At 32.3% G+C, this 21,665-nt stretch carries 22 protein-coding genes and 1 tRNA gene; 9 read left to right on the top strand and 14 right to left on the bottom strand.

Annotated features, from left to right (window positions below):
- Positions 1–79: 79 nt before the first annotated feature.
- From hemN to ACWNT5_RS13710, 4 genes are all read right to left on the bottom strand, one after another.
- On the bottom strand, positions 80–1,444 hold the full coding sequence (gene hemN / locus ACWNT5_RS13695; RefSeq protein WP_299605934.1) for an oxygen-independent coproporphyrinogen III oxidase: 1,365 nt from the start codon (positions 1,442–1,444) through the stop codon (positions 80–82).
- A gap of 23 nt (positions 1,445–1,467) precedes the next feature.
- Positions 1,468–2,301: a universal stress protein gene (locus tag ACWNT5_RS13700; RefSeq protein WP_456517641.1), complete on the bottom strand. Its 834-nt coding sequence runs from the start codon at positions 2,299–2,301 to the stop codon at positions 1,468–1,470.
- Positions 2,302–2,389: 88 nt separating this feature from the next.
- A complete protein-coding gene (locus ACWNT5_RS13705; protein ID WP_456517642.1) occupies positions 2,390–3,442 on the bottom strand; it encodes a response regulator in 1,053 nt (350 codons plus the stop codon).
- A gap of 7 nt (positions 3,443–3,449) precedes the next feature.
- Positions 3,450–4,598, bottom strand: coding sequence for a PAS domain-containing sensor histidine kinase (locus ACWNT5_RS13710; RefSeq protein WP_456517643.1), 1,149 nt, complete (start codon positions 4,596–4,598; stop codon positions 3,450–3,452).
- 124 nt (positions 4,599–4,722) lie between these two features.
- On the opposite strand from ACWNT5_RS13710, the gene ACWNT5_RS13715 reads away from it, so the two are divergent.
- The 3 genes from ACWNT5_RS13715 to ACWNT5_RS13725 all read left to right on the top strand — a co-directional run bounded on the left by ACWNT5_RS13715 (position 4,723) and on the right by ACWNT5_RS13725 (position 6,532).
- A complete protein-coding gene (locus tag ACWNT5_RS13715; RefSeq protein ID WP_456517644.1) occupies positions 4,723–5,127 on the top strand; it encodes a hypothetical protein in 405 nt (134 codons plus the stop codon).
- 84 nt (positions 5,128–5,211) lie between these two features.
- Positions 5,212–5,496: a hypothetical protein gene (locus ACWNT5_RS13720; protein ID WP_456517645.1), complete on the top strand. Its 285-nt coding sequence runs from the start codon at positions 5,212–5,214 to the stop codon at positions 5,494–5,496.
- Positions 5,497–5,644: 148 nt separating this feature from the next.
- On the top strand, positions 5,645–6,532 hold the full coding sequence (locus ACWNT5_RS13725) for an RsiV family protein (RefSeq protein ID WP_456517646.1): 888 nt from the start codon (positions 5,645–5,647) through the stop codon (positions 6,530–6,532).
- A 147-nt stretch (positions 6,533–6,679) separates the two neighbouring features.
- Here the strand turns inward: ACWNT5_RS13725 and ACWNT5_RS13730 are convergent, their stop codons facing one another.
- Positions 6,680–7,519, bottom strand: coding sequence for a universal stress protein (locus tag ACWNT5_RS13730; RefSeq protein ID WP_456517647.1), 840 nt, complete (start codon positions 7,517–7,519; stop codon positions 6,680–6,682).
- Positions 7,520–7,719: 200 nt separating this feature from the next.
- Entirely contained in the window at positions 7,720–8,022 is a 303-nt protein-coding gene (locus ACWNT5_RS13735; RefSeq protein WP_456517769.1) for an HPF/RaiA family ribosome-associated protein, read from the bottom strand.
- A gap of 878 nt (positions 8,023–8,900) precedes the next feature.
- On the opposite strand from ACWNT5_RS13735, the gene ACWNT5_RS13740 reads away from it, so the two are divergent.
- The 3 genes from ACWNT5_RS13740 to ACWNT5_RS13750 all read left to right on the top strand — a co-directional run bounded on the left by ACWNT5_RS13740 (position 8,901) and on the right by ACWNT5_RS13750 (position 11,960).
- Positions 8,901–9,083 (top strand): hypothetical protein, encoded by a 183-nt coding sequence (locus tag ACWNT5_RS13740; RefSeq protein ID WP_140592049.1) that lies wholly within the window; start codon positions 8,901–8,903, stop codon positions 9,081–9,083.
- 41 nt (positions 9,084–9,124) lie between these two features.
- Entirely contained in the window at positions 9,125–10,042 is a 918-nt protein-coding gene (locus ACWNT5_RS13745; protein ID WP_299605917.1) for a DUF1611 domain-containing protein, read from the top strand.
- Between the two features lie 145 nt (positions 10,043–10,187).
- Positions 10,188–11,960, top strand: coding sequence for an alanine racemase (locus tag ACWNT5_RS13750; RefSeq protein ID WP_456517648.1), 1,773 nt, complete (start codon positions 10,188–10,190; stop codon positions 11,958–11,960).
- A 98-nt stretch (positions 11,961–12,058) separates the two neighbouring features.
- On the opposite strand, the gene ACWNT5_RS13755 is transcribed toward ACWNT5_RS13750, so the two are convergent.
- The 8 genes from ACWNT5_RS13755 to ACWNT5_RS13790 form a co-directional block, all read right to left on the bottom strand.
- Positions 12,059–12,361 carry a co-chaperone GroES gene (locus ACWNT5_RS13755; protein ID WP_299605912.1) on the bottom strand — a complete coding sequence of 101 codons (303 nt, stop codon included), beginning with the start codon at positions 12,359–12,361 and terminating at the stop codon, positions 12,059–12,061.
- A gap of 22 nt (positions 12,362–12,383) precedes the next feature.
- A complete protein-coding gene (locus tag ACWNT5_RS13760; RefSeq protein ID WP_299605910.1) occupies positions 12,384–12,569 on the bottom strand; it encodes a hypothetical protein in 186 nt (61 codons plus the stop codon).
- 17 nt (positions 12,570–12,586) lie between these two features.
- Positions 12,587–13,624: a beta-1,6-N-acetylglucosaminyltransferase gene (locus ACWNT5_RS13765; protein ID WP_299605908.1), complete on the bottom strand. Its 1,038-nt coding sequence runs from the start codon at positions 13,622–13,624 to the stop codon at positions 12,587–12,589.
- Positions 13,625–13,858: 234 nt separating this feature from the next.
- Complete coding sequence (locus ACWNT5_RS13770) at positions 13,859–14,209, bottom strand: cupin domain-containing protein (RefSeq protein WP_299605906.1); 351 nt, start codon at positions 14,207–14,209, stop codon at positions 13,859–13,861.
- Between the two features lie 366 nt (positions 14,210–14,575).
- Positions 14,576–15,115 (bottom strand): helix-turn-helix domain-containing protein, encoded by a 540-nt coding sequence (locus ACWNT5_RS13775; RefSeq protein WP_299606361.1) that lies wholly within the window; start codon positions 15,113–15,115, stop codon positions 14,576–14,578.
- Positions 15,116–15,200: 85 nt separating this feature from the next.
- On the bottom strand, positions 15,201–15,548 hold the full coding sequence (locus tag ACWNT5_RS13780; RefSeq protein ID WP_299605903.1) for a hypothetical protein: 348 nt from the start codon (positions 15,546–15,548) through the stop codon (positions 15,201–15,203).
- Between the two features lie 195 nt (positions 15,549–15,743).
- Positions 15,744–15,992, bottom strand: coding sequence for a cold-shock protein (locus ACWNT5_RS13785; protein WP_343909296.1), 249 nt, complete (start codon positions 15,990–15,992; stop codon positions 15,744–15,746).
- Between the two features lie 1,466 nt (positions 15,993–17,458).
- A tRNA-Met gene (locus ACWNT5_RS13790) sits at positions 17,459–17,531 on the bottom strand.
- 322 nt (positions 17,532–17,853) lie between these two features.
- Between ACWNT5_RS13790 and leuC the strand changes: the two genes are divergently transcribed.
- From leuC to ACWNT5_RS13805, 3 genes are all read left to right on the top strand, one after another.
- On the top strand, positions 17,854–19,266 hold the full coding sequence (gene leuC / locus ACWNT5_RS13795; protein ID WP_456517649.1) for a 3-isopropylmalate dehydratase large subunit: 1,413 nt from the start codon (positions 17,854–17,856) through the stop codon (positions 19,264–19,266).
- A 41-nt stretch (positions 19,267–19,307) separates the two neighbouring features.
- The gene (gene leuD / locus ACWNT5_RS13800; RefSeq protein WP_299898368.1) at positions 19,308–19,904 is read left to right on the top strand and encodes a 3-isopropylmalate dehydratase small subunit; all 597 of its coding nucleotides are present in this window, start codon (positions 19,308–19,310) and stop codon (positions 19,902–19,904) included.
- Between the two features lie 138 nt (positions 19,905–20,042).
- Positions 20,043–21,566, top strand: a complete 1,524-nt coding sequence (locus tag ACWNT5_RS13805) for an alpha-isopropylmalate synthase regulatory domain-containing protein (protein WP_456517650.1) — start codon at positions 20,043–20,045, stop codon at positions 21,564–21,566.
- The last annotated feature ends 99 nt before the right edge of the window (positions 21,567–21,665 follow it).

Raw genomic sequence — 21,665 nt, forward strand, 5'->3', positions numbered from 1 at the left:
ACGGTATATAATTCGGGTTAAAATTGAATAAAATTATGCTGGTTTTTGTTACACTTCAATATTGAAGCTTCTTCGTATTCTAGATTGTCATTGAAAACAATTGCGTTTCTGGTCTATTGCGCTGTAATCTTAAATCAAATGCCATGCAAATATTACGAACAAAAGGTTGTCCTTTTTTGGTAATTCTTATATTATGATTTGTCACTTCTACTAATCCATCACTTTCCATTTCTTCTAATCGATCAGATACATCTGCTAATTCATCAAAATGAAGATTATCTATACTCCAATCTGTTTCAAAATGACACATCAAATTCAGTATATGCCTTCTGATGATTTCATCTTCTTTCGTTAACATATGACCTCTATAAATAGGTATGATTCCTTCATGAACTAAGTTCTGATAAGCTTCAACACCTTTTACATTTTGAGCAAAACCATACCAACTATCACTAATGGAAGAAGCGCCCAAACCAATCATCAATTTGGTATTAGAAATGGTATATCCCATAAAATTACGATGCATATCTCCTTCCATTTTGGATGTATAAAGTGCATCACTTTTGAGTGCAAAATGATCCATTCCAATTTCTATATACCCTTGATTCGTTAATAATTCTTTACCTATTTCATATTGTCTTCTTTTTTGAGCAGCTGTAGGAAGATCTGATTCTTTAAAGCCACGTTGACCGTTCCCTTTTTGCCAAGGAACGTGTGCATAACTATAAAAAGCCAATCGATCAGGAAGTAATTCTTTTGTCTTTTTGATTGTTCTAATAATTGCTTCTTCTGTTTGAAAAGGCAATCCAAAAACGATATCATGACTTATGGATGTGTAACCAATTTCTCTGGCAACTTCTGTAACATATTTCACATTTTCAAAGGGCTGAATACGATGGATAGCCTTCTGTACCGTTTCATCATAATCCTGCACCCCAAAACTTACTCTTCTAAAACCTACGTCGTATAAGACCTGTAACTGTTCTCGTGTTGTATTATTAGGATGCCCCTCAAAACTAAATTCGAATCCTTCTGCTTTTTTTGCAAAGGAAAAGATACCTTGTAGTAAGTATTGCAAATTTTCAGAAGAGAAGAATGTAGGAGTACCTCCTCCTAAATGTAGTTCTTTAATTATTGGCCTAGTTCCAAATAGGTCAACATACAATTGCCATTCTTTTATAACGGCATTAATATAAGGTATTTCTACTTCGTGTCTTTTGGTAATTCGTTTGTGACAGCCACAGAAAGTACACAAACTCTCACAAAATGGCAAATGTATATAGATACTGATTCCTTTAGAATTATTGGTAACATGAAAAGATTTTTGAACTGATTCTGTCCACTTTTTAAGCGAAAACATATCATTGTTCCAATAGGGCACTGTTGGATAGCTTGTATACCTAGGTCCTGGTACATTATACTTGGTGATTAAACTTGTACACATTCGTTAGAAATTATTAGGGTTTATTATTCGTGTAAAACAAAAAAAGGAATATGGGTGTGATAACTAATTTTTTCTACTGTAGGACGAAATAAAATTCGCTGAAAAAAATTCACATTTTTTGCAATCATTGTTATCATATTTATATTACTACTTTCTACAAAAGATTGAACTCCTTCTTCGATATTAGCGGTAGAAAGAAAATGAAAACTGTGCTTTAGAGTATCTCCCAGATAATCATCAAGAAGGTTTTTATTTTCTTTTTGCAATTCAGAAAGTTCTTTCTCTTTTTTGGCAATATGAAGTATTCGAAAATTTGCATCACTAGTGGCAACAACGGTTCTAATGGTATTTAAAACTTTGCTTCTATACTGTAGATTATAGTCTGTCGGAAAAGCTATTTCTATTGGTTTTATATAAGTTGCTTTTTCGGGTATTACTAAAATCGGACACTTCACTTTGGTAATTACATCTCCAGTATTGCTTCCGATCGTTCTTTCTTTCCATCCCGACGCCCCTTTGGTACCCATGACGATATAATCAATAGACTTTTCGGCTACAATATTTCGTATAGTATCTACTAAATAACCATATTCGTGAAGCGTAAAAAAGTGGTGCTTTTTGTTGGTGGGAAACTGTTTGATTTTTTCTCGAAGATCTGTGAAACGTTTTGATACTGTTGGTTTTTCTTCAAAAGGATTCATGATAATTTCAGAAGTGATTCCTGATGCAACCATTTCAGAAGCGGAAACATGAAGTAAATAAAAAGAGCATTCCTCTTTCTTGAAAAAAGAAACAGCATAATCCAAAGCATTCCATGCATTGTCAGAAAAATCAGTCGGAATTAATATATTATTCATGTCTTTCGCCACCTAGTTATATACAAATATATCTGGTCGCTACCTCCCGAAATATGACAAATATCAGGTTTGGAAATTTATTGAAAAATTATTCCATCAATTGTAATGCAGATAAATCTAGTATCTTGATATTTCGGCCTTCAATTTCTATTAGACCATCTTTTTTAAAACTAGACAGTGTACGTATCAAGCTTTCAGTGGCTATTCCTGCCACACTAGCTAAATCGTTTCGTGAAATTTTAATGTTTTCCTCAGTTTTTTTATTTAAAATTTCTGCAAACTGAAGTATTGTCTGTGCTGTTTTTCTACGTACAGAGCTATAGGCCATCTGTAATAATTGTTCCTTGATATCTGAGAGATTATCTGTAAGAAGCTCCATTAGTTCCAAGGATATATTATTGCTTTTTGCTAAAATATCTTTTAGTTCATTTTTAGAAACTCCAGCGAGTTCGGTCTCCTCTACTGCTGTTGCAGATTCTTGATACGGGATATTATCCATGAAAGAAGTAAACCCTAAAAAATCATCGGGTTTGTACAAAGTTGTGATCAATTCCTTCCCGCTTTCATCCATTTTATGAGTTTTTACCACTCCTTTTAGGATGAGATAAATTTTATTAGAATGATCTCCTTCTTTATATATAACTTCTCCTTTTTTATAATTAGAAATCTCACCCTGATCATCAAAAAAGTTCTTCAATTCATGTAAGTTTCGCAGCGTATCCTCTTGATCTTCTAAAGCAACAGCACTACCTGTCATCATCTTTTTTAAAATCGCTGCTTTAGCCAAGCGACTTTCGATTGCACTTATTAATTCTTCTTCTTCAAAAGGTTTGGTAAGGTAATCATCAGCTCCCAGATCCATCCCTTTGCGTATTTCTTTATGTTCTGTTTTTGCCGACAAAAAGATAAAAGGAATCTGATGCGTATGATTATGTAAAGATAGTGCCTCTAGCACTCCGTATCCATCCACTTCGGGCATCATAATATCACAAACAATAATGTCTGGATTTTCGGTTTTTGCTTTTTCTATACCTACTTTGCCATTAGGTGCAGTAGTAACATCATAGTCAGACAATTCCAGTAATTCTGCTGTGTTTTCTCGTAATGCTGTATCGTCTTCTATTAATAAAACCTTACTCATCATTTAGTTATTTGTGTATTGCTGTTATAGTTGTAGGAATTGTAACGGTAAAGGTAGTACCTTGATTTTCTACACTTAAAAAAGTAATAGAACCTCCAAGATTTTCTATATGACTTTTTACAATATTTAGTCCTATGCCAGTCCCTTGATCCAATAATGCATTTTCTGCTCTAAAATATCTGTTAAAGATAAACTTTTGTTCTTTTTCTGGGATCCCGATACCTTGATCAATTACCTTAAAAACGAAGGTCTCTTTTTCTGGATAAGCCTGCAAATCTATGATAGTACCTTCTCCAGAATATTTGATCGCATTTCCTATTAAATTGGTTAGTGTTAACTCCAATATTTTTTCATCAAACTCTAAGGTATATTCATCAATGTCCTGAGGATAATTGATCTTTTGTCCATCTTTTAGCAGCATATTGGCATCGTAGACTACTTCGTTAATTACTTTGCTCAAAGGAAAAGTGGAAAATTTATAATTTACTTTTCCACTATCTAGCCGTTCTATAGACAAAAAATCTGTTAAGATATTATCTAGGTACTTCACCTTACTTTTAATAGTATGAAGGTGTTTTTCTCGCTTTTCTTGTTGTTCTGTTTTTTGGTATTTACCGATCAAAGTAGTAGAAGTTAGTATACCACTTAAAGGGGTTTTGAATTCGTGTGATACTAATGATAAAAACTTTGTTTTTAACTCATTTAGTTCCTTTTCTTTCTCTAAAGCTTCCTGTAACTGTTTAGTCCGCTCTTTTACGGTGCTTTCCAGTTTTTCTGTATAGTTTTTGCGTTCTGTGATATCCATTACCAATGCCATGACAAATGTTTTATCATATATCTGAAAAGGGCTTAATCCTGCTTCTACAGGAAAGGTATCTCCATTCTTTTTTACTCCATGAATATCTCTCCCAATTCCCATTTGCCGTTTTTGACTATGTTTCATAAAGCTTTGGAAATGTCCTCCATGATTTCCTCTATATTGCTGTGGAATCAGAATATTTAGCGATTGTCCTTTAAGCTCTCCTTTTTCATAACCGAAAATTTGTTCTGAAGCACTATTTGTGGCAACAATCATTTGATTTTCATCTACAATAATTACTCCTTCAGAAATCGCTTCAGAAAGAATATCAAAAGTGTTATCACCGGTTAATGACATATAAATGGAGGTTGTTTTTTTGGGTGTATCCACAAATTTACACAAAAAAACAGCAACCTGATTTATGTCATAATTTTTCTCCGTAACACCTATTACTTTTACTTCAACATTAAAAAAATACACCATGAATACAACACAAAATATTGGAGTAGCATTGTATCAAAGCTTAGGTAAACTATTTTATGCCATTGCTGCATCCGACAAGGTAGTACGCGTTTCCGAATATGAATCTTTGCATAAGATTGTACAATCAGAATGGTTGCCACTAGGTGATCTCGAAGATGAATTTGGAATAGATGCAGCGTTTCAAATAGAAATTGTTTTTGATTGGTTAGATTATGAAACACCTAATGCAGAAGACTGTTTTGAGGAGTTCCAAAACTTTTATACGGAATACACTTCCATGTTTTCTAATCAGATCAAAGAACTTATATGGTCCACCTGTAATGCCATTGCTAGTGCTTTCTCTGGAAAAAATAAATCTGAATTAATGATGCTTGGTAAATTAAAATTGCTTTTTGAGAACTAATCTTTTTTTTCCATTACTGACAAATATCATATTTCAGTTCTGAGACCTGACATACCTTTACAACAAATTAAAAACCAAATTATTATGACACTATATGCAAAAATAAACACCGACTTTTCTGAAAATTACATTGGATATTCTGCTTTAGCAATTATCGCTTCCACCTGTCTAGGTTCTGTAGCAATTATGTCTACTTTAATGGGTGGTCATGGCGCTATAGAAATGTTTACGGTATTTCTAAGTGTAGCGATTTGTAGTGCTCATAATGCAGCTATATTAACCGTACAAAAACCAAAATTGGTATTAGATCTTTTGATCACCAGCTTAGCAATAAACTCATTAATTATTCTTATCAATACTCTCTTTTAATTTACATTATTAATAAACTTGAAAAAAGAGTGAGCTTTTATTAAGGTTCACTCTTTTTTGTTTTTAAAATCTGTTCGATAATTAAGATGATAAAAGTCATTTTTATTCTAGCATATCCGATATACATTGATACTATAAAATTATACTTATGAAATATTTAATTCTTATCCTGATTATATGTACTATAGGTTGTAAACCTAAAGCATCTTCTCATCCCGAACCTTCTCATACAAAAGCTACTAATCATGATACAAATAGTGATGATATCGATTCTATAGCTGTTTTTTCTGAAGAAAATCTAGAAATGCACCAAGAAAAAACGAAGGCAATCAAAAGAAAAAAATTAATTACTGCTCCCGATGATAAAGCACAGCTGCAAGATTTAGTTATTAATAAAAAATTATACAAGGCAGAAGATTATTATATTTTGGATTATACCTATCCATATCTGAACGAAGACATTAATAAAGGGTATGCTGTCTTTAACACTTATATAAGTGAAACTTATTTAAACATTGAAGCTACTGAAAATGAAATCATGGAGGATAAGGTAATCTTTTGCGACAGTATGCAAATAGCACGATGTATGGATAAAAGATTGATCGATTACAAAATATACAATGCCAAAAACGACTTAGTCAGTGTAGTTATTTATAAAGAAAACTATTATTCGGGTATGAAACATTCTACGTATATGTTTGAATGTCTTAATTATGAAATGGATACACATCAATTTATATATTACAATGACTTCTTTGATCTAGGCTCTGAAAAAGAATTATTGAGTATTCTGAATGATGAAATAAAAGCATCTATCCATTCTGGAGAAATGTATTACGACTGTTGGGAAATCTCCGAATCAGATTTCAATGCTTATAAAAACAATTTTGTGATCAATGACGAAACTATCACTTACTATTTTGATGATTGCATTATTTGCCCATCCTACACTGGAACGTATAGTATCCAAATTCCAATAACAACGGTTATGCATTTAATTAGGAATTATAAAGACATTCCTATGATAGGTAACTAGCAGTTTTCATTAGATTGAAAACAGTTCTAGTGTACCAATTAATATACTAGGAAAGAAAATTTATATACTTCCAATAATGGATAAAAAAATAACGGTTGACTATTTGTCAACCGTTTTGATACAAACTCAACTTATTTTATATGTGCTTTAAATTCTAAATGTAATCACAGGTCTATTAGCATGATTTGCTATATCCTCTCCGATACTTCCATTAAAAAAGTGAGAAAGTCCTTTTCTTCCATGAGTTGGAATAGCAATCACATCGGCATCTACCTGATTACTATACTTGTAAATACCATTTTCTACGGTATAATCATTATAAAAAACAACGTCCTTAAACCTATCAATACTTCCAGCATCAGCTTTAAACAAAAACTCTTTCACCCTTTCTTCTATTTGGTCAGAGCTTCTAAAACTATCTCCAGGAAGATTAATATACAATAGGTGTATTTTAGCTCCAAAAGATTCGAACAAATTAATTGCATTTACATAAGGACGAATATTTTCTATTTTGAAATCGCATGCAAAAACCACTTCTTGTATCTTAAAATCTGTGACCGCTTGCTTAATTACCAATACGGGTACATCAGAAGTTCGTACAACTTTCTCTGTATTCGAACCGACGAATATGTCTTCGCTCATTCCACTTGTTCCGTGTGATCCCATTACGATGAGATCTGCATCATATTCTTTAGCCACTTTATTTACCTCGCTAAAGATTTTATAGTTCTGAACCGTTTCTGAAACTTTAATTCCTTCTAAATACGGTTTGTCTAAAAAAGTGCTAAATCTTTTTTCTGCTAGTTTCATATAATACATAGCTTCTGCTACTTCTTGACTTTCATCTTTGGTAAGAATGGCTTCTGATAAACCAAGCATATGTAATACGATAATTTCTGAGTTTAATTTTTTAGCAATAATAGCCGCCGCTTCTAAAGCGTATTCGGAATATTCCGAAAAATCTACCGGGACAAGAATTTTTTTCATCTGTTTATATTTTTGTTGTTTTTTAATGGTTAGACGGAATGGCCATCTAATCATATTGGTGAATATCAACTTAATTGTTATGCCTTATTTCATGGGTTTATATGTATGGATTTATAAATAAATTCATAGAGCATCACTAGATAAGTATATTGATTGATAGCACCCTTTAGAATCGAATATTATCAAATTTGTAAATGGTACTAATGATATGGTTTCATCTCCTGCTTCTTTTTCTTCAGCAGTGTCTCGATATCCTTAATAGTTTCTTTAAATGCCATTTCAAAATTATTTTCATTGGAAGTAGCATAAATTCTAGGACCAGGAATACTTAGTTCTATATTACAAATTTTCCCTTTTCCTTTGGGATCATTTTCTTTTTTGAAAAAAACATCGGATTTAATAATCCAATCGTATTTCCTGTAGAGTTTTTCTAATTTTTCATGAACATAACCCTCCATAGTTTCACTGGTTGGCATCTGCACGAACTGAATATTTGTTTTCATAGGCATTACTTTAAAATATACTCCAAAAGTAATTCCTGTAGAATCCGATAAATATGACATTTATCATGAATGTGTTATGTTTTTTGAATTTTATGTGAGCTTATACGAAGAAAACCAAAATACTGCACATCTAATTTTGAGAATAAAAAAAGCTTCAGATTATTTCTGAAGCTTTTTCCTAGTAGCGGGAACAGGACTCGAACCTGTGACCTTCGGGTTATGAGGACAGATCAAAAAAACCACAACACTTTGTATCAGAGTTTTTTATATTTTTTTGGAGCATGCAAACCGATACATTTAACAACAATTCCGTACTAAAAAACCATGCTCCAAAACGGAGCATGGTTTATATTTCTTTCTAGAAGCAAAAACGCAGTACTGAAATGCTTATAATTCCAAATATTATGTTAATAAATCAATAGGTTTTTAAACATTTTAGACAAAAACGTAGTAAATAAAACATATAAGTGATTATAAACCATGTTCTGAAATCTTAAATTTTATTACTTTTCCTATAATAATATCAAATAGTACCAAAACTGTGATTTATGTAACATTCAACTCTTATTATACAACCTTTAATTAATTAATTATAAAGATATTTACATTTTAAATTATGATTCTTTTTTAAAGAAAGACTATTATTCAAAAAATAGTAAAAAATAATTGTTAGAATAGGTTTTGTAAAAAGACAATTCTCTTACAACCATTTTTCTGTTTCTTTTTATTAGTAATTTACTAATAAAACTTTAGGTTCCGGCGATTATGATCCTCCAAGTATGATCTCCGGAATTTAAAGAAACTTAACAACTCTAAGAATAAGATTAGAAGGATCAAATTTTATTAAAGAGGTATTAAAAAATTATAATATAGTAGATATGAAACTTGATAATAAGGTAATTGGTAAATACAAAATAGGAGATACCGTATTCACTAAAATCAATCCTAATATTTCTCTTATCGTTCGAAGATATATTAATGGAGTTTATTACTGTGGATTTCAAAATGACCCCGATAGATGGGAATTAGGTTTGACCGCCAGAGCATTGGTGGGAAGTTAAACTATTCCAAAATCTATTTTTTATCTTAAATCGCACAAATTATGAAAACATCAGCAATAGTTTATTGCGAAAATGAATTTGGCAAATTAGATGGTAAAGTCGCAAATGGTCTTGTCAGGCATTCTGGAAAGTATAAAATCGTTGGGATTATAGATAGCGCTAAATCAGGTCTTGATGCCGGAGAGTATTTGGATGGAATTAAAAATGAGATACCAATATTCCAAAATTTTAACAAAGCGATTGAGATATTAGATAGCGTTCCAAAATACTTTATCTATGGGATTGCTCCACTCGCACCATTACTTAATAATGAAGAGAAAAAAGTTATTTACACAGCCATTAAATCTGGAATGCATATTGTAAATGGACTACCAGAGTTTCTTTCGGATGATCCAGTTTGTATAGAGCTTGCAAATAAATACAATGTATCTATTTTTGATGTAAGAAAACCACCTTCAAAAGAAAACCTTCATAATTTTACAGGGCAAATCAGAGACGTTCAAACTCCTGTCATAACAGTATTTGGTACAGATTGTGCGGTTGGTAAGCGAACTACAGCACTTAAGCTAGTAGAAGCCCTAAAGAAAATAGGTTTAAATGCGATCTTCATAACTACAGGTCAGACAGGAATACTTCAAGGTTCCAAATATGGTATTGCCATAGATGTACTAAGCTCTGGTTTTGCAAACGGAGAAGTTGAAAATGCTGTTCTGGAAGCAATCAAGGAACAACCCGATATTATTGTAGTGGAAGGACAAGGAGCACTGAGCCATCCGGCATTTACCTCTTCAAGTGCTACCCTAAAAGGTGCTATGCCTAAGGCTATTGTCCTTCAACATCCACCAAAAAGGCGCAACAGGTGTGATTTTCCAGATATTCTAATGCCAACACTTGAGAGTGAAATAAAAATGTTAGAAACCTTCACTGGGTCTAAGGTAATTGCAATCACGAAGATATGATTGACGAAGAAGTTGAAAATATAACAAAGGCTTATGAAGTAAAATATCAATTACCTGTTACTGATGTCCTAAAAAACGACTGTGGTAAATTGGTAGAAAAACTTTAAGAAATATTTCCTGATTTAAATCGTATCAATCCACTACTATGCCAACCCCAAGAATAGATATTAATCTTAACAAAATTGCTAATAACGCTAAGGGTTTAAGTTCCCTTTTTCGGTCAAAAGGTATAGATATCATTGCTGTTACTAAAGGAGTTTGTGCGGATCCTCATATTGCTAATATTTTGGTAAAGAGCGGGATTAAAATTCTTGCTGACTCCAGAATATCAAATATCAAAAAAATGCGTATTGCTGGAGTCAAAGCAAATTTCCTGTTGATTAGAACTCCAATGATCAGTCAAACGGAATCAGTAGTATTAGATACTGATATGAGTTTAAACTCGGAATTATCTGTAATAAAAAAACTTTCAGAATATGCTATCCTACACCGTAAGATCCATAAAATTATACTAATGGTAGAATTAGGAGATTTACGTGAAGGAATATTACCGTTACAATTGGAAAACACTATCAAAAAGGTACTAACTCTAAAAGGTATTAAACTTGAAGGTATAGGTACAAATCTTGCCTGCTTTTCCGGAGTTAAACCCACCGCGGAAAAAATGGACATACTATCCTCTATTGCTAATAGTATTGAGAAGAAGTTCAACATAAAGCTATCTATAATCTCAGGAGGGAACTCAGCTAATTATAATTGGTTTAATACTACAAAAGATTTAGGCAAGATTAATAATTTGAGACTTGGAGAGTCTATATTTTTAGGTTATGAACCTTTAAGCGGAAAGCCGATTCCAAAACTTTATCAAGACGCCTTTATGTTGACAGCCAAGGTTATCGAACTGAAAAACAAATCATCAGTACCAGATGGCGAAATTGGTCTTAACGCTTTTGGTAACAAACCAAATTTAAAAGACCAAGGCATGATAAAACGAGCTATCTTAGCCATGGGGGTTCAAGATGTAATGGTGAATGGATTAACCCCAAAATTAAATATTGAAATCCTAGGAGCGGGTGGGGATCACATTATAATCAATGCCAAAAAAGAAGACTTAAAAGTTGGAGACGAGGTGTCATTTACATTAAAATATGGAGCATTAGTTACCGCTATGAATTCACCCTATATTTTTAAAAACATCAAGACTCCAATAAGCGCAAAAGATTATTGTCTTGTAGTCGAAGAGAAAAATAGGTCGCACAAAAAGAAAGCAGCCATTATGACTATCAAAGATGATCTAAGCCCATTGATAAGTCTTCAGGATTCTAATTTTAATTTAATATTCGAAAAGTCCATTCAAAAAAACTATCGTTATTTAGTTAGAAAAGAGGTCTACGAAAAAATAGGTCGAATAAGTAAGCTTCTGGATGATCAGGACAAAAGGTTAATTATTAGATCTGCCTGGAGATCATTTGAGCATCAGCAGAAACTATGGGAGCGAAAAGCAAGTTTTATGAAAAAGAAATATCCAAAAAAAAACGCAGAAGAAATTAATGAGCTAGTATCAAGGTTTATCGCCCCAAGAAAACAATCTACCCATTCAACTGGAGGCGCGGTTGATGCTTTGATTTATGATTTGCGAAAGAAATGTGTCCTGGATTTCGGAACTAACGATGGCCTACATATAGATTTAAATGAAAAATGTTACCCCAAACATCCTAGCATTAGTGAGGAAGCAAGGAAAAACCGTAAGCTACTTATGAAACTTTTCGAGAATGAAGATTTTGTGTGTGATCATAAAGAATATTGGCATTTTGACTATGGCAATATTGGTTGGGCAGTAGAAAAAAATAAAAAATATGCTCACTATGCCATTTTAGAAGAGTCTTATGTACAATCAACTGTTTTTAAAATACCCTGACAAAACTCCCTTTTATCTTTAGGATATACCGATTTGTTAATCTTCATATCTATACATAACTCATCATCTTAGTTTCAACATATATTTGTTAAATCTTTTTATATGAGTTCTAATCTGACTGGCCGAATAATACCAAAGATATCTGACTCTTTCATAATAAGTGCATCAATTCCTTCAACCGTAATTTCTGTGCCCGAATATTTATCATATAATACGGCATCACCAATTTTTACGGTCATGGGTTCATCTTTCTTTCCCTTTCCGACGGCTAGTACGATACCTTTTTGAGATTTCTCCTTAGCAGTATCCGGTATAATGATACCTCCTTTTGATTTTTCTTCTGCGATGTCTGCTTTTACAAGCACCCTATCAGAAAGAGGTTGTATTTTAAATTTATGCATGATTATTTTTGTTAAGTATAATTCAATAGGTTTGTAATTCAGCAAAAAGTACTTCTAGCTCTGTTCTTGTTTTTTTAAGTTTAACAGCAAGATTATCAAGCATTGCTTCTTTTTGTCCATCTTTAAAATCAAAATCCCCGTCCGATAGAAAAGAAAACCTTCGTTTTAGCATCACCTTTTGCTCCCTCCAACTTCTCGTAATATTCATTTTAGCCATTTTACTATTTATTTATTGCCATTAAGTTTTCTTAATTGAGTAGGAGGATTTATAATTGTTTCTGGGCTTAATACGACACTTTTTTTTGTATCCATATTATGAGTTGGAATAAGATTAAAATCTATATTAATAGAATTGTTTAGTATTGGATCTGCTTTTATAGATTCTTCCAAAAAATCCAATACCAACACATCAATATTCTCATCAAATTCTCGGGCGAATAAGTTGTCTCCTTGCATCAAAAAGTCAATATCTGATCCAGTCAAAGTTTTAGGTTTCAATTTCATCCCTTCGTCAGACATCCATATAATAGCTCTTTTATCATCATTTACGATTGTTTCTTTGAATGAAGTATTCATTAGTACTGTTTGAAAAAATGATTCATCTGCCAACCATATATTGTGATAGAAATCTTCAAATTTTTTTACTTCAGGGTTATAGCAGATAAATTCACAGCAAGTCCTAGTCAAGATCATCCATTGCCCTCCTATATATGGGGTTACATTTTTCATGAAGGATCTTTGATAAGGTATGCCCGAAAAACCAATATCAGTTTCGTGAAAATAGTTTTCAATTCGATTCATCGTATCTGGGCGATCTCTAATCTGATTAGCAATCTTCATGAAGTTTTTACCGATGTTCTTGCCCAAAAAATCAAATATAAAATTGTTAGATTTCAAAGGAAAATCCTGATCGCTTAGATTAATAAAAAAATCCCATTTGAGACAACGTTTTAAGAGATACTTCATTCCATTAATTTCAGACTGTACTCGACTGTATCCTCCACACACTACATTCTCACTTCTTAAAATATAAGCATTAGAATAATCTTCTAAAAAAGCTTTAATACCCTTTTTAGTAGAAGCATCGGATTCTTGATCAATATGGATTAAGTAGTGATTTCCTGGGTGATAAATTGTCTTAAATAATCGTCTGAATTGTTTAGGGAAACGATGTGCCAATATGAAGTAAGCAATCTTCGGTTTACTTTTCGGGATATTGAAATGAAAACTTTGCTTTTTTGCTATGTGTATTTTTTTTGTCATTTATATGTATGTCATTTAATTCTTAATTTTTATTATTTTTAACATTCATTGAACAAGCTCTCTTTCAAAAAATACTACTTCCTTTTTCTTAGGATCTTCAGCAAACGTACAATAGTATATTCGCCGGTAATATAACCGTACGACCAATTTGACTTCAGGGTTTACTTTGGCATAAACGGTATCGCCCGGTTTGAATTTACTTTCTTGCCTTTCCATATACTTTATTTTCAAATTTTAGATACTTACATCTTCATAACCACTTTTAATGATAATCGATATCATTTTAAATCGTTTATTTGCCATCATTATATTTATTGCATGAGCAGGGATAATAATTGCGTGACCTGTTTCAACAATATTTGATTCTTCATTAATAATAATCTCAGCTTCCCCATCAATAATTTGAATAAAATTGTCAAAAGGAGAAGTTGTAAAAGTCAAGACTTCTCCCTTATCAAATGATGATATGGCTACTATTCCCGTGTTTTTCTTTAGAATTGTTTTCATCACCACAGATCCAGGCACATAATCAATGGTATCAACCAATTTATACTTATAGGATTTTTCTAGTTCTTTATTCTTCATAAAAGATATTATGGATGATTAATGTTAAATTAGAATACGTCAGCAACGATTTGTATTTACTAATTATTCCTCGCTCCGTTTCTCCTTTCTTTTTGCAGCTTTTGCAGCTCTCTTTTCTTTCAAACTTTTTACAGGTGCTTTTTTACCTAACTTAGATTTACCTTCTTTTCCTTTTGCCATGGTTTTTGTTTTTAGATAATGAATACCTCTTCATCTATAAAAAAGAGTTCGTTATGGATACGAAATTCAGTTAATTAATACTTTAATGTGTTACACTAGTTTAAGCCTACATTACATATATCACACTTTTCTGCAGTATCAAACATTTTGAACATCGAACAAGCTATATGAATTTATGTTTATTTATCATAAATCCTCTAGACTTTGTTTACGTTTTTCCTTCAGTTTTTTATAAAAAGTGGGTGTTAAACCTGTGATTTTTTTAAATTGATTAGATAAGTGAGCAACACTACTATAATGAAGTTTATAAGCTATTTCTGTAAGATTTAGTTCATCATAAATAAGTAATTCTTTAACTTTTTCTATTTTGTGGATAATGATGAATTGCTGAATAGTAATTCCCTTCACTTCTGAAAATATATTTGCTAGATATGTGTAATTATAACCAACTTTTTCACTTATATAATCAGAATAATTAACTTTGGGAATTTCATTTGTATAATGAATCATTTCAACAATAACATTTCTTATCTTTTCAATTAGAATGCTTTTTTTATTTTCCATCAGTTCTAAGCCAGATTTACTTAGATTTTTCTTCAGTTCAAGGCGTTGGTCTTTAGTTATATCTTCCAAGAGCTCAACCACACCTAATTCTAAAACCAAATAATGCAATCCAAGTTTTTTTAACTCTTCTTTGACCATCAGTTTGCATCGTAAACTAACCATGTATTTTATGAATAGTTTTGTACTCATATTTGTAATCGTTTATATGTAAGGTATTTATTTATACGGTAGGAATTAGGATTTTATATCATTCTCGAAGATATTGTCCAGGTACAAGCTTTTGTAAGCGTAATATGGTTGACACTTCTCTACTCTTTTTTTTCTCAATAATTATATCCTTGGTAAACGAGATGATAAAATTTTCTCCAATATTTTTATCCGTATGTAATGGATATTTTTTAAGTATAACAGACAAAATTTCATTAAAAACCAATATCTCATCAAATCCAGATACGGTTTTATAACAAAACGAATAACCTCCTTTAATACGTCCTTGATACACTCCCTCTAGTTGTTCTATTCGATTTATTTCTTGGGAATAGCCAATGGTAAAAAAAATCAGTGCTATTAAGGAAAGTTTTATCTGTATTGTCATTTTTTTGTTTTTTGTACGGAGTTTTACTTTGGGAACATATTTTTAAGCATTCTCATACGATCACAACACCTCTATTATATTTGAGATTAGATATTAGATACTCAACATTTAAGTGTATTGTCAGTATAGGATATAAGACATAAAAAGCCATCTTCAATAGATGGCTTTTCAACATTTTTAGAGAGGTAGGACTTGTTATTTAATCAATTCAACATTGACTGCGTTCATTCCCTTTTGACCTCTTTCCATCGTAAATTTTACGTTATCGTTCTCACGAATTTCATCTATAATACCGCTTTGGTGTACAAAAATATCTTCATCAGAATCTTTGAGTTTAATAAAGCCAAATCCTTTGGCAGTATTGAAAAATTTTACTGTTCCTTCTTTCATTACTTTGTAATTATTATTTATTATTCTATTTAATGTTTGTTTTATAATATTCATTGTTCTTTAATTTATTATCTTAAAATTGTATCTGGATTCTATGTATGACTTGCATTTTTCCCAACTTTCGCAAAATTCTAATATGTCCATAATGGCTGAAAAAAATGTTCTTTTTGTATGATAGGGTATTTCATATTCATTAGCTGTATCGGAAGCAATACCAATATTAATGCTAAAAAACCGCAAGTATTACGATATTTTTAAAGATCATGCTGTTATTTGTATGCTTGTCGATTTAATCTGTTTTGAAATAATTGTTAACCTTGTTTCTCAATGTTTTTGAAAACTCAGAGTTTGTTCTTTTTGAAAATTTTTGATTTTTGATACTATCAACTTTTTGTTTTAAGCCTATCCCCTTATAATTCGGAGATAACATATTAACGTAATATGGATGGAGAAACAAACAGGAATATTCAATTATGAAAACTTGTTCTACGTTGGAAACAATACTAAAATCTACGTTGTTATCCTTAAAATTGTTTTTTGCACTATTGCCGAGAAAAAAAGAGAGCAATAAAAGAATAGTGAATCTGAAAAAACAAGATTAATTTGAAGCTTTACGAATTTTATCACCCTAAAGATACTTTTAATTTAGTTATTATCTCCAAATCATATGTTAAATATTGATACTTTAAAAAGTGGTATAATATTGTAAGACATTATAAATGCATCCCAATATATCTGTTGACTTATCAAATTTCAGTAATATAATTTGATCATTTAAACTCAAAACCTTACTTCATATAAAGTTAAAAAAAATAATCTAAGTTTATCTGTAGAAGAAGAATTCCAAAAATAAGAATAGTGAAATATTAAACATGTAAAGTTCAAACACTCTTGAGACACCTATTAATTTACACTGCTTATTTTCCTGTACAATATTCAAATTACTCCTTTTCCAAATTGAAAAAACAGACATCAATCGGTTTTAACCATTTTTCAGAAACATCATCTTAGATTTTTATTCCAATATTATTTCAGCAAACCGAATACTAAATTATTAGAGTAAAAACTAATCTTTGCAAAATTTTATATCTCATAAAAAGTATAAAGTTCTCACATTTCGATTAACAAGAATATTTATGCTGTATTCAACTTTTGACCTTAATCCTTCTTGACCTTACAAACCATAATTTCAAACAATTTACATATTCTCAAGCAGTACTCTAATGAATACCTCCCCGAAGTTCGCAAAAAAACCATGTCCTATTCAAAAACAAAAATCTTAATCAGGAATAAAGAAACAGAACAACAAAACAAACTGATAAACAACAACTTAAATCATCAACTGAAAAAGCACATAAAATAAATCAACAGCACCCCACTTTAAAATGAGATCAATTTTAGATCTAAAAAGTAACACAAACCATGCTCCAAAACCATGCTCTATTGTTAAAAAATAGTTTTTACAACTCAAAAAAAGTCTAAAAATAAAAATAACCACTTCAAAATGAAGTGGTTACTAGTAGCGGGAGCAGGACTCGAACCTGCGACCTTCGGGTTATGAGCCCGACGAGCTGCCTACTGCTCTATCCCGCGCTATTGGACGGCAAATATACAACCTTTTTTAGCTTTACAAAGGATAATTAACAAAAAGTAACATTTTTTTTATCCTATCATTTCTTACAACCTGATTTTAAATCAAATACCAAAACAAAAAATATTGGTTTTTCCCAAAACCTCTATCTTTTTTATCAAATCATCTAAAATTTAAGCGAATTTTGAGATATGTTTAAAACTACTCCTTACTTTACCATTTTATTAGCTGATATCTTCCATAACTCGTAAATTTACCTCCTTTTTAACATTTTAACAACAAGATGCTAAATGCATCGATTGTATTGCAGAAAAGATCGTAAAAATGAGTAAGACATTATTTGATAAGGTATGGGATTCCCATGTAGTTCGTAAAATAGAAAATGGACCCGATGTATTTTTTATTGATCGTCATTTCATTCATGAAGTAACTAGCCCAGTAGCATTTTTAGGATTAAAAAGTAGAGGGAATACAGTTTTATATCCAGAACGCACATTTGCAACCGCAGATCATAATACTCCAACTATTAATCAACATTTACCAGTAGAAGATCCGCTTTCTGCGAATCAACTAAAAGCCTTAGAAGAAAACGCAGCCGAATGGGGTATTTCGCATTGGGGATTAGGACATAAAAAAAACGGAATTGTTCATGTAGTAGGTCCTGAAAACGGAATTACACTCCCAGGTGCTACTATTGTATGTGGAGATTCACACACCTCAACACATGGAGCTTTCGGAGCTATTGCCTTTGGAATAGGAACATCAGAGGTTGAAATGGTGCTATCTACACAATGTATCATGCAACCTAAACCTAAAAAAATGAGGATCAATATAAATGGTGATCTTGGTTTTGGGGTAACACCAAAAGATGTTGCTTTATATATAATTTCTCAGCTAACCACTTCTGGTGCCACAGGTTATTTTGTAGAATATGCGGGAGATGTTTTCAGAAATATGACCATGGAAGGTCGTATGACGGTTTGTAATCTTAGTATCGAAATGGGTGCAAGAGGTGGAATGGTAGCTCCTGATGACAAAACATTTGAATATATAAAGGACAAGCCACTAACTCCCAAAGGTGAAGCTTGGGATACTGCTATGGAATATTGGAAAACACTTCATACCGATGAGGATGCAGTCTTTGATAAAGAACTAACTTTTAATGGTGCGGATATAGAACCTATGATTACCTATGGTACGAATCCAGGAATGGGAATAGGAATTACCAATCATATTCCGGATGCATCTGCTGTAGAAGGAGGTGTTGCCACCTATAAAAAATCTTTAGGATATATGGATTTTAACGAGGGTGACGCTATGATTGGCAAACCTGTGGATTATGTATTCTTAGGAAGTTGTACCAACGGTAGAATCGAAGATTTTAGAGCCTTTGCTTCTATTGTAAAAGGAAAAAAGAAAGCAGAAAACATTACAGCCTGGTTAGTTCCAGGATCTCATGAAGTAGAAGACCTGATCAAAGAAGAAGGTTTACTAGACATTATAAAAGAAGCTGGATTTACACTTAGAGAACCTGGATGTTCAGCTTGTTTAGCAATGAATGCGGATAAAATCCCTGCAGGAAAACTTGCTGTTAGCACCTCCAACAGAAATTTTGAAGGAAGACAAGGACCAGGATCCAGAACTTTATTGGCTAGCCCACTAGTGGCTGCTGCCACTGCAGTAACTGGTGTCGTAACAGATCCTAGAACACTTTTAAAAGAACAAACATTAGCATAAATCGAATTCGAAATTCTTAATCGATATAATTCGCAATTAAAATGGCATACGATAAATTCAACATACTAACATCTACAGCGGTTCCATTACCAATAGAAAATGTAGATACAGATCAGATCATACCAGCTCGTTTCCTAAAAGCTACCGAACGTAAAGGTTTTGGAGACAACTTATTCAGAGACTGGAGATATCATAATGATGATACCCCTAAAGAAGATTTTGTATTAAATAATCCTACCTATAGTGGTAAAATACTAGTGGGTGGTAAAAACTTCGGTTCAGGGTCTTCTAGAGAACATGCTGCTTGGGCAGTTTATGACTATGGTTTTAGATGTGTAGTCTCTAGTTTCTTTGCAGATATTTTTAGAGGTAATTGTTTAAATATTGGGGTATTACCCGTTCAGGTAAGTCCAGAGTTTTTAGAACAAATCTTCAGTGCCATCGAAGCAGATCCTAAAACTGAAATAGAAGTAAGTTTACCAGAACAAACCATTACTATCAAAGCTACTGGAGCGTCAGAATCCTTTGAGATTAATAGTTACAAGAAAGAGAATATGCTTAATGGATATGATGATATTGACTATCTCACAAAAATGAAATCAGAGATTCAAGAATTTGCTGCTGCACGTCCTTTTTAATTAGAGTTTGGGCGTTCGAGCGGGCTATACGCTATATCTTTTTTTCTTATTGTAGAAACGTCTTAATACAAAATTAGACTTCTAGACCAGAAGTAAAAAAGGATGCCGCTACTATCCCTAACGCAAAAGATGCTGAATATGAGTATACGATCAATCGAAATTATGGATACTACCCTCAGAGATGGAGAACAAACCTCTGGGATATCCTTTTCTGCTTCAGAAAAACTAACCATTGCGCGACTTTTGATAGAAGAATTAGGAGTAGATCGTATCGAGGTGGCTTCTGCTCGGGTATCAAAAGGTGAATTTGATGCGGTAAAAAACATCATCGATTGGGCAACCAACAACGGGTACATTGATCAGGTAGAGATACTAACTTTTGTGGATAGTGGTAAATCTATCCAATGGATGAAAGATACTGGAGCTAAAGTGCAAAACCTATTGACCAAAGGATCTTTAAATCACCTTACGTATCAGTTAAAAAAAACTCCTGATGAACATTTTAAAGATATCGCAGAAGTTTTCAAAAAATCCAAAGAAGAAGGGATTACTACTAATGTATATCTAGAAGATTGGAGTAATGGAATGCGCAACTCTCCAGAATATGTATATCAGTTTTTAGACTTTTTAGCTACACAACCGGTAAAAAGAGTTTTATTACCGGATACATTGGGAGTTCTGATTCCTTCTGAAACAAACACTTATTTGTCGGCCTTAAGAAATAAATATCCTGATTTGCACTTTGATTTTCATGCCCACAATGATTATGATTTAGGGGTAGCCAATGCAATAGAAGGTGTAAAAGCTGGTGTTAATGGATTACACCTTACTATGAATGGTATGGGTGAACGAGCAGGAAATGCTCCATTAGCAAGTGTCGTTGCAGTGATTAACGATTATCTTCCTGAAGTGCATATTAACGTAAACGAATTAGCTTTATATAAGGTAAGTAAATTGGTAGAAACCTTTTCAGGGTTTAAAATTCCAGCCAATAAACCTGTAGTTGGAGATAACGTGTTTACCCAAACAGCCGGAATACATGCTGATGGCGATAATAAACATAATCTCTATTTTAATGATCTCATGCCAGAGCGTTTTGGACGAAAACGAAAATACGCCCTTGGCAAGACTTCTGGAAAAGCGAATATCGAAAAAAACCTTCAGGAACTTGGACTAAAACTAAGTCCAGAGGACATCAAGAAAGTAACACAGAGAATCATTAAACTAGGAGATAAAAAAGAGGTAGTGACTCAAGAGGATTTACCTTATATTATTTCCGATGTACTAGATAGTAACCTATACACCAAAAAGGTAAAAATCAAATCTTATGTTCTCAATCATGCAAAAGGCTTAAACCCTTCTGCCACGTTGGCTATTAAATTGGATGATGAAGTAATCGAAGAACATGCACAAGGTGATGGTCAGTACGATGCTTTCATGAATGCTTTAGCTAAAGTATATCAACGAAAAAATAAAAAGCTTCCTAAATTGATTGATTATGCAGTAAGAATACCACCAGGAAGTAATTCTGATGCCTTGTGTGAAACAGTAATTACCTGGAAAACCGAAAGCAAAGAATTTGCCACCAGAGGATTAGATTCAGATCAAACGGTTTCCGCAATAAAAGCAACAGAAAAAATGCTGAACATTATTGAATTATAATAATATATAAAACCAAATTGTCAGTCTGAGCTTGTCGAAGACGATTTGGAATTAGAATATAATACTTCGACAAGCTCAGTATGACATAACTAGTAAATT

This window comes from Aquimarina sp. 433, assembly GCF_054054605.1.

Excerpts from the sequence above, each read along its gene's own strand:
- hemN (WP_299605934.1), bottom strand. The coding sequence starts at position 1,444 with ATGTGTACAAGTTTAATCACCAAGTATAATGTACCAGGACCTAGGTAT.
- ACWNT5_RS13700 (WP_456517641.1), bottom strand. The coding sequence starts at position 2,301 with ATGAATAATATATTAATTCCGACTGATTTTTCTGACAATGCATGGAAT.
- ACWNT5_RS13705 (WP_456517642.1), bottom strand. The coding sequence starts at position 3,442 with ATGAGTAAGGTTTTATTAATAGAAGACGATACAGCATTACGAGAAAAC.
- ACWNT5_RS13710 (WP_456517643.1), bottom strand. The coding sequence starts at position 4,598 with ATGTCATTAACCGGTGATAACACTTTTGATATTCTTTCTGAAGCGATT.
- ACWNT5_RS13715 (WP_456517644.1), top strand. The coding sequence starts at position 4,723 with ATGAATACAACACAAAATATTGGAGTAGCATTGTATCAAAGCTTAGGT.
- ACWNT5_RS13720 (WP_456517645.1), top strand. The coding sequence starts at position 5,212 with ATGACACTATATGCAAAAATAAACACCGACTTTTCTGAAAATTACATT.
- ACWNT5_RS13725 (WP_456517646.1), top strand. The coding sequence starts at position 5,645 with ATGAAATATTTAATTCTTATCCTGATTATATGTACTATAGGTTGTAAA.
- ACWNT5_RS13730 (WP_456517647.1), bottom strand. The coding sequence starts at position 7,519 with ATGAAAAAAATTCTTGTCCCGGTAGATTTTTCGGAATATTCCGAATAC.
- ACWNT5_RS13735 (WP_456517769.1), bottom strand. The coding sequence starts at position 8,022 with ATGAAAACAAATATTCAGTTCGTGCAGATGCCAACCAGTGAAACTATG.
- ACWNT5_RS13740 (WP_140592049.1), top strand. The coding sequence starts at position 8,901 with ATGAAACTTGATAATAAGGTAATTGGTAAATACAAAATAGGAGATACC.
- ACWNT5_RS13745 (WP_299605917.1), top strand. The coding sequence starts at position 9,125 with ATGAAAACATCAGCAATAGTTTATTGCGAAAATGAATTTGGCAAATTA.
- ACWNT5_RS13750 (WP_456517648.1), top strand. The coding sequence starts at position 10,188 with ATGCCAACCCCAAGAATAGATATTAATCTTAACAAAATTGCTAATAAC.
- ACWNT5_RS13755 (WP_299605912.1), bottom strand. The coding sequence starts at position 12,361 with ATGCATAAATTTAAAATACAACCTCTTTCTGATAGGGTGCTTGTAAAA.
- ACWNT5_RS13760 (WP_299605910.1), bottom strand. The coding sequence starts at position 12,569 with ATGAATATTACGAGAAGTTGGAGGGAGCAAAAGGTGATGCTAAAACGA.
- ACWNT5_RS13765 (WP_299605908.1), bottom strand. The coding sequence starts at position 13,624 with ATGACAAAAAAAATACACATAGCAAAAAAGCAAAGTTTTCATTTCAAT.
- ACWNT5_RS13770 (WP_299605906.1), bottom strand. The coding sequence starts at position 14,209 with ATGAAGAATAAAGAACTAGAAAAATCCTATAAGTATAAATTGGTTGAT.
- ACWNT5_RS13775 (WP_299606361.1), bottom strand. The coding sequence starts at position 15,115 with ATGGTTAGTTTACGATGCAAACTGATGGTCAAAGAAGAGTTAAAAAAA.
- ACWNT5_RS13780 (WP_299605903.1), bottom strand. The coding sequence starts at position 15,548 with ATGACAATACAGATAAAACTTTCCTTAATAGCACTGATTTTTTTTACC.
- ACWNT5_RS13785 (WP_343909296.1), bottom strand. The coding sequence starts at position 15,992 with ATGAATATTATAAAACAAACATTAAATAGAATAATAAATAATAATTAC.
- leuC (WP_456517649.1), top strand. The coding sequence starts at position 17,854 with ATGAGTAAGACATTATTTGATAAGGTATGGGATTCCCATGTAGTTCGT.
- leuD (WP_299898368.1), top strand. The coding sequence starts at position 19,308 with ATGGCATACGATAAATTCAACATACTAACATCTACAGCGGTTCCATTA.
- ACWNT5_RS13805 (WP_456517650.1), top strand. The coding sequence starts at position 20,043 with ATGAGTATACGATCAATCGAAATTATGGATACTACCCTCAGAGATGGA.